Annotated in this window: 7 protein-coding genes and 1 pseudogene; 3 read left to right on the top strand and 5 right to left on the bottom strand. The window is 61.4% G+C overall.

Features of this window, described 5'->3' with window-relative positions; all coding sequences use genetic code 11:
- From WB528_RS15380 to rpsT, 5 genes are all read right to left on the bottom strand, one after another.
- Positions 1–764, bottom strand: a 764-nt coding sequence (locus WB528_RS15380; protein WP_423889269.1) for an ATP-binding protein, incomplete at its 3' end; no start/stop codon positions are given.
- A gap of 237 nt (positions 765–1,001) precedes the next feature.
- Positions 1,002–2,138, bottom strand: a complete 1,137-nt coding sequence (gene recF, locus WB528_RS15375; RefSeq protein ID WP_423889268.1) for a DNA replication/repair protein RecF — start codon at positions 2,136–2,138, stop codon at positions 1,002–1,004.
- 40 nt (positions 2,139–2,178) lie between these two features.
- On the bottom strand, positions 2,179–3,297 hold the full coding sequence (dnaN, locus tag WB528_RS15370) for a DNA polymerase III subunit beta (RefSeq protein WP_423889267.1): 1,119 nt from the start codon (positions 3,295–3,297) through the stop codon (positions 2,179–2,181).
- Positions 3,298–3,556: 259 nt separating this feature from the next.
- A complete protein-coding gene (gene dnaA, locus WB528_RS15365) occupies positions 3,557–4,993 on the bottom strand; it encodes a chromosomal replication initiator protein DnaA (protein WP_423889270.1) in 1,437 nt (478 codons plus the stop codon).
- A 1,225-nt stretch (positions 4,994–6,218) separates the two neighbouring features.
- A complete protein-coding gene (gene rpsT, locus WB528_RS15360; RefSeq protein WP_423889266.1) occupies positions 6,219–6,485 on the bottom strand; it encodes a 30S ribosomal protein S20 in 267 nt (88 codons plus the stop codon).
- 343 nt (positions 6,486–6,828) lie between these two features.
- Between rpsT and WB528_RS15355 the strand changes: the two genes are divergently transcribed.
- The 3 genes and pseudogenes from WB528_RS15355 to WB528_RS15345 all read left to right on the top strand — a co-directional run.
- A complete protein-coding gene (locus WB528_RS15355) occupies positions 6,829–7,146 on the top strand; it encodes a hypothetical protein (protein ID WP_423889265.1) in 318 nt (105 codons plus the stop codon).
- Positions 7,147–7,252: 106 nt separating this feature from the next.
- Positions 7,253–7,909: a peptide-methionine (S)-S-oxide reductase MsrA gene (msrA, locus tag WB528_RS15350; RefSeq protein ID WP_423889264.1), complete on the top strand. Its 657-nt coding sequence runs from the start codon at positions 7,253–7,255 to the stop codon at positions 7,907–7,909.
- 129 nt (positions 7,910–8,038) lie between these two features.
- Positions 8,039–8,300 (top strand): annotated as a pseudogene (locus tag WB528_RS15345) (polysaccharide biosynthesis/export family protein); the annotation flags it as partial.

The following is an 8,300-nucleotide window of genomic DNA, read 5'->3' as shown; positions in this document are numbered from 1 at the left end:
GGCACCATCGCCTTCTTGTTGCGGTCGAGATATTTGACGAATTCCTCGACGCCGCCCTCGTAATGCATCGCCTCCCGCTTCTCGACCGCATGCCGCATGTCGGACAGCACGATGTTGACGCCGGAATTGAGGAAAGCGAGTTCGCGCAGGCGATGTTCGAGGGTTGCAAAATCGTATTCGACGTTGGTGAAGGTTTCGGTGGAGGCGAGGAACGTCACCTCGGTGCCACGCTTGCCGTGAGCGTCGCCGACGACCTTCAGCGGCGCAACCGCATCGCCGTGGACGAATTCGATGAGATGTTCCTTGCCGTCGCGCCAGACCTTGAGCTGCAATTTGCTCGACAACGCGTTGACGACGGAAACGCCGACGCCGTGCAGACCGCCGGAAACCTTGTAGGAATTCTGGTCGAATTTTCCGCCCGCATGCAGCTGCGTCATGATGACTTCGGCAGCTGAAATACCCTCGCCCTTGTGGATATCGACTGGGATGCCGCGGCCGTCGTCGCGCACCGTGACGGATCCATCCGCATTGAGGACGACCTCAACGGCGGTCGCATGGCCCGCGAGCGCCTCGTCGATGGCGTTGTCGACGACCTCGTACACCATGTGGTGCAGGCCGCTGCCATCGTCGGTGTCGCCGATATACATGCCCGGCCGCTTGCGAACGGCATCGAGCCCCTTCAACACCCGGATCGATTCCGCGCCATATTCAGCAGGAATGGGAGGCTCGTTGTCGGCGATCGGTTGCCGCGCAGGTTCTGTCATGTGAGGCCTTTGGAATTTCCACGAATCAGCCGCGCAACGAGGGGCTGATTGGTTGTATTTCTGCCATGAAAGGTGAAGCGCGCCTAGCGCAAAGTCTGGACCCGCAAGATATTGAAAATATGGGATTTTTAAGAGGTTTTTCAAGCCCTCGGCGGACCGATTCGGCGACCCGGTAAAAGCGCGATTCGCATGCCGATTCCACCCCGCCCAAAGCGAAGTTTTCCACTCGCTTGGGCGTCAGGCGCGAGGAGTAATTTCGCCGGATTCGACGTTGAAGATTTCGCCGGACGGGCCGACATCGGCAAACGCCGCAGGATCCGCGCCGGTCATCCATACCTGCGCGCCGAGCTTTGAGAGCTCATCGAACAGCGCCGCGCGGCGGCGCGGATCGAGATGCGCCACCACCTCGTCGAGCAGCAGCAGTGGAGTGATGCCGGTCATATCCGCGACCAGACCGGCATGCGCGAGCACCAGGCCGATCAAGAGTGCTTTCTGCTCTCCGGTCGAAGCATCGCGCGCCGGCATGTTTTTCGGCGCGTAGACGACCTGCAGATCGGTGAGGTGCGGCCCGTCGAGGGTGCGCCCGGCGATGGCGTCGCGGGCGCGGTTATTGCGCAAAATGTCCCGGTAGCGATCCTCCACCGACGTCGCCGGTTCCGACATCAGCGCGTTTTCCATCCAGCCATCGAGCGCAATCTCTGCGGAGGGAAAGGCCGAGGCTTCGCCGCGGGCCCGCAGCATCGCGCCAAGTCTTGCCGCGGTCTGGCCACGCATCGCCGCGACCGCAACCGCGAGCTCGGCCGTTTCGCGCTCGATCGCGTCGCACCAGTGATCGTCGTAGTTGCGCACTTCCAGCAGCCGGTTGCGCGAACGCAACGAGCGATCGAGCGCGGAGACCCGCGCCGAGTGTTCGCTGTCGATGGCGAGCACAAGCCGATCGAAGAAACGCCGCCGCTCAGACGCCGGCCCCAGAAACAGCCCATCCATCGTGGGCGTCAGCCACACCATTCGCAGGTGATCGCCGAACGCCGTCGCCGAGGCCACCGGTTCGCGATCAATCCGGCAGCGCCGGCTGATTGAGGCGTCTGCGATTGGAGCATCGATGCCCGTGCCGAGCGTCGCCAGCCCCAACGCGCCCTCGACTTCCGCTGAAACCGCCCACGAGCCGTCGCCCTGGTTGTCGGCGACGTCCTCCAGGTTGGCGCGGCGCAATCCGCGGCCCGGCGACAGGAATGAAATCGCTTCAATGCAGTTGGTTTTTCCCGCGCCATTCGGTCCCGCCAGCACGACGACGTCACCGCGCGTCTCAAGACTCGCCGCGCGGTAGTTACGGAAATGCGTCAGCGTCAGGCGATGAATGCGGGATGGGGTCATGTGATCTTTCTTCCCCCTTCCCTTGCGGGAAAGGTGTCAATCACACCCGCATCGGCATCAGCACATAGAGCGCGCCCTTGGAATCCTTGTCCTGTATGAGCGTCGGCGAACCGGGGTCGGCCAACCGCAGGACCGCGACTTCACCCTCGATCTGGGCGGCGATGTCGAGCAAATAGCGTGAGTTGAATCCGATATCGAGCGGATCGGAGGCGTATTCGACTTCGAGTTCTTCCGTCGCACTTCCCGAATCAGGATTAGTGACCGACAGCACCAGCCGGCCTGCCGACAGGGCAAGTTTCACCGCCCGCCCTCGCTCGCTTGAGATCGTCGAGACGCGGTCGACCGCCGCCTCGAAATCCTTCTTGTCAACGACGAGTTCCTTGTCGTTGTTTTGCGGAATCACGCGGCCGTAGTCGGGGAAGGTGCCATCGATCAGCTTCGAGGTCAGAACCACGTTGCCGATGGTGAGGCGGATCTTGCCCTGCGACAGCTCAATTTTGACTTCGGCCTCATTATCCTCGATCAGGCGCTGCACCTCGCCGACGGTCTTGCGCGGCACGATGACGCCCGGCATTCCTGCCGCTCCCTTTGGCTGCGGCAAATCGATCTGGGCCAGGCGATGGCCATCGGTTGCCACCGCGCGCAACGTCGCCGCCTTGGCGGTGCCAGCCGAATGCAGATAGATGCCGTTGAGATAATAGCGGGTCTCTTCCGTCGAGATCGCAAACTGCGTCCGGTCGATCAGCCGTTTGACGTCGGCGGCCGCAAGCGTGAACGAATGCGTCATGTCGCCGGCGGCGAGATCCGGAAAATCGTTCTCGGGCAGCGTCTGCAGTGTGAAGCGTGAGCGGCCGGCCCGGATCGCCAGCACCGAGCGGTCGCCATCGCCCTCCAGCACGATTTGCGCGCCGTCGGGCAGCTTGCGCACGATGTCGTAGAACATGTGCGCCGGAACCGTGGTCGAGCCGGCGGTCGCCGTCTCAGCCGCAAGCGTCTCGGTGACTTCCAGATCGAGGTCGGTCGCCTTCAGCGACAACCGCGCGTTTTCGGCCCGGACCAGCACGTTGCCGAGGATCGGAATGGTATTGCGCCGCTCGACCACGCGATGGACGTGGCCCAACGATTTCAGGAGTTGCGCACGTTCGACGGTAACCTTCATAGCCACACCCGCCTGATCCGAAGATGGAAAAGCCGGGCGGCCCCGAAGGCGCGCCGCGGCATCTGAACCCCAAAACCCGATCAAAGCTGGATTTGATCAAGCCTTTGGGGGGACCCCAAGGTGGCGCGGATGGCCCGCAAGCGCAAGAGAGGCGGCTCCCCGTTCCCCACGTTTTGGCGCCTCTTGAAAAAGGCCCGCTGTCAGCCCTGGAACCCTGACCGTCCTTTCCCCGCTCGAGGGGGACGGGAGTGTCCGTCGCTCACTCGCTCTGTAATTGCCGCTTCAAGGACTCGACCTCCTCCGACAGCGACACGTCCTTGGCGACCAGAGCCTCGATTTTACGGACGGCGTGCAGCACGGTGGTGTGATCACGCCCGCCGAACCGGCGGCCGATTTCCGGCAACGAGCGCAGCGTCAGGGTTTTGGCCAGATACATCGCCACCTGCCGGGGGCGAACGACGTTGGCCGTGCGACGCGATGACAACAGGTCGGAACGGCTGACATTGTATTGGCGGGCCACCACTCTTTGAATGTCCTCGATCTTGATCCGCTTGGGTTCCTGCGGACGGACCAGGTCGCGCACCTCGCGCTCGGCCATCTCCAGCGTCACCGGCTGCGAGTTGAGCTTGCTGTGCGCCAGCAGGCGGTTGACGGCGCCTTCGAGATCGCGGCCGTTATGCGTGATGGTGCGGGCCAGATATTCCAGCACCTGCTCGGGCACATCGAAGCTCGCGTGATGGGCGCGGGCGGCGGCGACGCGCGATTTGAGAATGCCGAGCCGCAGTTCCTCGCCGAGCGATCCCATTTCCACGACCAGGCCGCCGGCGAGCCGCGAGCGTACGCGGTCATCGAGGCTTTCAAGATCGGAGGGCGGACGATCGGCCGCGATCACGACCTGACGTCCGGCATCGATCAGCGCGTTCAGCGTATGACAGAATTCGGCCTGGGTGGATTTGCCTTGCAGGAATTGCAGGTCGTCGATCACGAGCACATCGATGCCGCGCAAGGCTTCCTTGAAGGCCAACGCCGTCTGCGTCTTCAACGCCGCGACGAAGCCGTACATGAATTTTTCGGCTGTCAGGTACAGCACCTTGCGCTCGCTGCCGGAATTGCCGGCCCAGGTCACCGCCTGCAACAGGTGGGTTTTGCCGAGCCCTACGCCGGCTTGGATATAGAGCGGGTTGAACATCACGGGATCGCCGCGGCGTCCTTCGGCTACCTGACGCGCCGCCGCATGGGCAAGCGTGTTCGAACGGCCGATGACGAAGCTCGCAAACGTCAGACGCGGATCGAGCGGCGAACCGCCGAGCGCATCGTGGCTGGCCGAAACCGGCGCGATCGCCACCGAGCGCAGTTCTACCGCCGGGCGGTTATCCGACCGTTCGACGCGGCGCTGGTCAAGCTGGGCATGGGCGGCGTCCTTGGCCGGCGCGGCGCAGCGCATCGCCGTGCGCACGGAAAGATCAATCCGATGCACCTTGGGCATTTCGGTCTGCCAGCAGGACAGAACGCGCTCCGCGTAATGCGCCTGAATCCAGCTCTTGAGGAAGCGCGTCGGAACCGAAAGATGGACGCTTTCATCCTGCACGCTTTCCAGATCCATCCGGGCAAACCAGCTCGTGTAGACGTCTTCACCTACGCTCGAACGCAACCTTCCTTTCACACGCGACCAACGGTCCTGCTCGATATTTGTCATTGCCTGAAGCTTTTCTGTGTGTGTCATGAAGAAATCTGCTGATGCTGATGGTGATGGTGGATCCACCGTGCATGTGCCGCACGGGAGCAAAGCCTTGCGCGAAGCCTGTTTCAGGCACAGTCCGGCCGTTCGGCGAAACGCCGTCAGGTAGGTCTTGGGCTTGAAGAGGAGCTTCGCGAGGCTAGCGCGTACTCGACGGTCGGTCCGGAGTTCGCGCGGGAGGCTGTGCGCCGACGGCCTCCAAGGCATTGTTCAATGCCTCGATGTTCGACGCACCGTTGTTCGCAATTGAACCGAGATCAAAAATTCGAATGATTTTGTAAGACATGCTGCCTCCCCCTCCTGCCGCGACCGAGCGCAGCAAGTAGTCAATCCAATCGTCTCAAAACTGACCGGCGGCGCCCGAAACTGAAACACCGTTCAAGCCGCTACGCCACTCGTTCCGCCCGCCCTCACCCTCGTCTGCTCGTTCGCTTCGCTATCCTCGCCGCCGGTTTGACTGTTTCGTATCTCTCTTGTTAGCCGGCGAAACACGAACGCATCGCCTTGAGAAATTTCGACACAGAACTGCCTTACCCATATTACTACAGGCTAGAACTCAACGATCGCTTGGAGAGCGTCGCTAACGCGCACACCGCCGCCGATTTGCACGTCCGCCCCTGTCCTTAATCCGCGCTGGTCTCAAGAGCCGTGGGCGCTGCGAACGATCTAAGAGATACAGCAAGCCTCATTTCCCGCAACGAAAATGATTCAGCTTCATCGCTTGCAAAAACAACTTGGCGTTTCGGCCAATCGGCAGGCGGTTTTCCTGCAAAGCTGCAACGTTTTGAATCTGTGCGGAGATTCGAAACAAAAAGCCGCTGTCATATTTCGGGCCACACCAAAAATAAAAATCATAAATTGGTCATGTTTGACGGAGTTGGGAGCGAATTTTCAAACAACCCGCTATCGCTATGCCGATAAGTGACTACGCAAACGCGTTTTTTTTTGCTCGTCGAACAAGGGTAACCTTTCGAAATCGCAGTGCACCCGACGGCCGCAGGGATTTTTCGAAGATACGTCCCTCAACGCGCAGGCCGCGCTTTCACTTCCCGTAAAAGCACTGGCTTCCGCAACCTTCCGCCGTCCGCAAAAGCACGGAAGAGTTTTTGCCAGCCTGGAAGGACTCCGCAAAAAACAAAAGCCCGGCAATGCCGGGCTTTTGCAGTCGTTGCTTTCGGCTGGCTTATTTGGCCAGCTTGGCGATCTGATGCACAAGCCGTGAAACCTTTCGGCTCGCGGCATTCTTGTGAACGATGTTGCGCTGCGCTGCGCGCATCAACTCGGGCTCGGCGCCCGCCATCGCCTTGAGCGCTGCGTCGCGGTCGCCGCGCTTGATCGCCTCTTCGACCGAGCGCACGGAGCTGCGCATCTCGGTCCGGCGCGATTTATTGACGATGGTGCGGCGGGCAATCTTGCGCGTCGCCTTTTTGGCGGAAGTCGTATTGGCCATGTTCTCAAATGTCCTTCGGCAGTGACCGATCGCGGGTGGGCGAAATGATGACCCACGGTTTGCCTGATCGACGCTGATTGTTTTCGGGTGCTCTATCGAGAATGCCTCACCGGAAACGTGTGCTCCGGCAGTAGCGCTCAAAAGAACAGCGGCGGCGGGATTGCGCCCGCCGCCAATTGAGGGGTCTTATAGAGGCCGCAGGATGCAGCGTCAACGGCTTCCACGGTCTGCCGGGGCTCCGGACCGGGCGGTATTTGCCGATAAGATGCTGACGAGGTTGAATTTCCGCCACCGCACCGCTAATGGCTGACAGCGATGGGACACGGCATATAATGGGTGAGGCATGATCCGCGGCTTTTTCCGTCTGGTGGGGTTACTGCTGCTGGCCGGCGGGTTCATCTTCATGGTCTATGACGGGGCAAGATACGTTGCCGACAACACGCTGCGCTTCACTCGCTTTGGCGAGTTCTGGAATGACGTCCATCAATCCAGCCAGCAAGCCTTTCGGGCCTGGGTAGAAGCTCATTCGCCCTGGCTCTGGAACAATGTGGTTCGCGTCATCCTCGATCAGCCGGTTTTTGCCGTGATGGCGGTGCTCGGGATCTTGCTGATGCTGCTGTTCCGGCCAAAGAAGCCGTTGATCGGCTACTCCAGGGACTGACGCTAGCCGCACCGTAACAGGGCTGCCGGATTTCGCGTACCGACCTATATTAGGTCTGCGGCTTGTCGTCGCCGGGATCGGAAACGTCCGTTCAAGGAGGTAACCCATGCTCTTCATGCGCAAGACCACCACTTTGCCTGATGCCGCCGAGGCGCTGCCAGGCCGGGCCGATCCAATTCCGACAGCGACGCGGCACTTCGTCAACGGTCATCCGTTGCAGCCGCCCTACCCCGCGGGCCTCGAGCAAGCGGTGTTCGGACTAGGCTGCTTCTGGGGCGCGGAGCGCAAGTTCTGGGAGCGCGGCGATGGCGTTTACGTCACTGCCGTTGGATATGCCGGCGGCCACACCAAAAACCCGACCTATGAAGAGGTTTGTTCAGGCCGCACCGGTCACACCGAAGTGGTGCTCGTGGCGTTTGACCCGGCCAAGATCTCCTACGATCAGTTGCTGAAGACATTTTGGGAAAGCCACAACCCGACGCAAGGCATGCGCCAGGGCAATGACGTCGGCACCCAATATCGCTCCGCGATCTATACCTATGGCGATGCGCAGCGCGATGCCGCGGTCGCCTCGAAAGCCGCCTACCAGAAGGCGCTTGCGGCCAAAGGTCTCGGCACCGTCACGACCGAAATCGCACCGGCGGGTCCGTTCTATTTCGCCGAAGACTATCATCAGCAGTATCTCGCCAAGAACCCGGCGGGTTATTGCGGGCTGGGCGGGACCGGCGTGTCCTGCCCGCTTCCGACAGGCGTCACCGCCTGATCGCATCCGCCTGGAGAGCGGCCGGTGCTTCCGGCCGCTTTCATCCCAGACGGACCGCGTGCGAAAAAACGATTTGTTAACCATAACGAGTGCAAGACTGAGGCCGTTTCGTTAAATAGGACAGCTCAGTTGCGAGTAACGCGCGCGCTTTTATTGCCGCTTACGGCTGCCATGGCCGCGCTCGCGCTTGCGGGTTGCATGCAGACGGGTTCGCAGGTTGCGATGGATCCGCGCAGCGACCTCGACGCCATGGCCTACGGCCAGCCTTCTTATTATCCCTCGCCGACAGCCGATTCCGGTGGGGCGATCAGCGCGCTGCGCGCGAGTTTCACCGGCTCCCCGGGCAACGCTTATGCCGCGGCGACACCTGCCGCCTATGCCGCCGCTCCCG

This window comes from Bradyrhizobium sp. (assembly GCF_049586575.1).
In the GTDB taxonomy this organism is placed as follows: Bacteria; Pseudomonadota; Alphaproteobacteria; order Rhizobiales; family Xanthobacteraceae; genus Bradyrhizobium.
The sequence above is the reverse complement of the archived record's forward strand: the minus strand, read 5'-3'. Positions and strand labels throughout refer to the sequence as shown.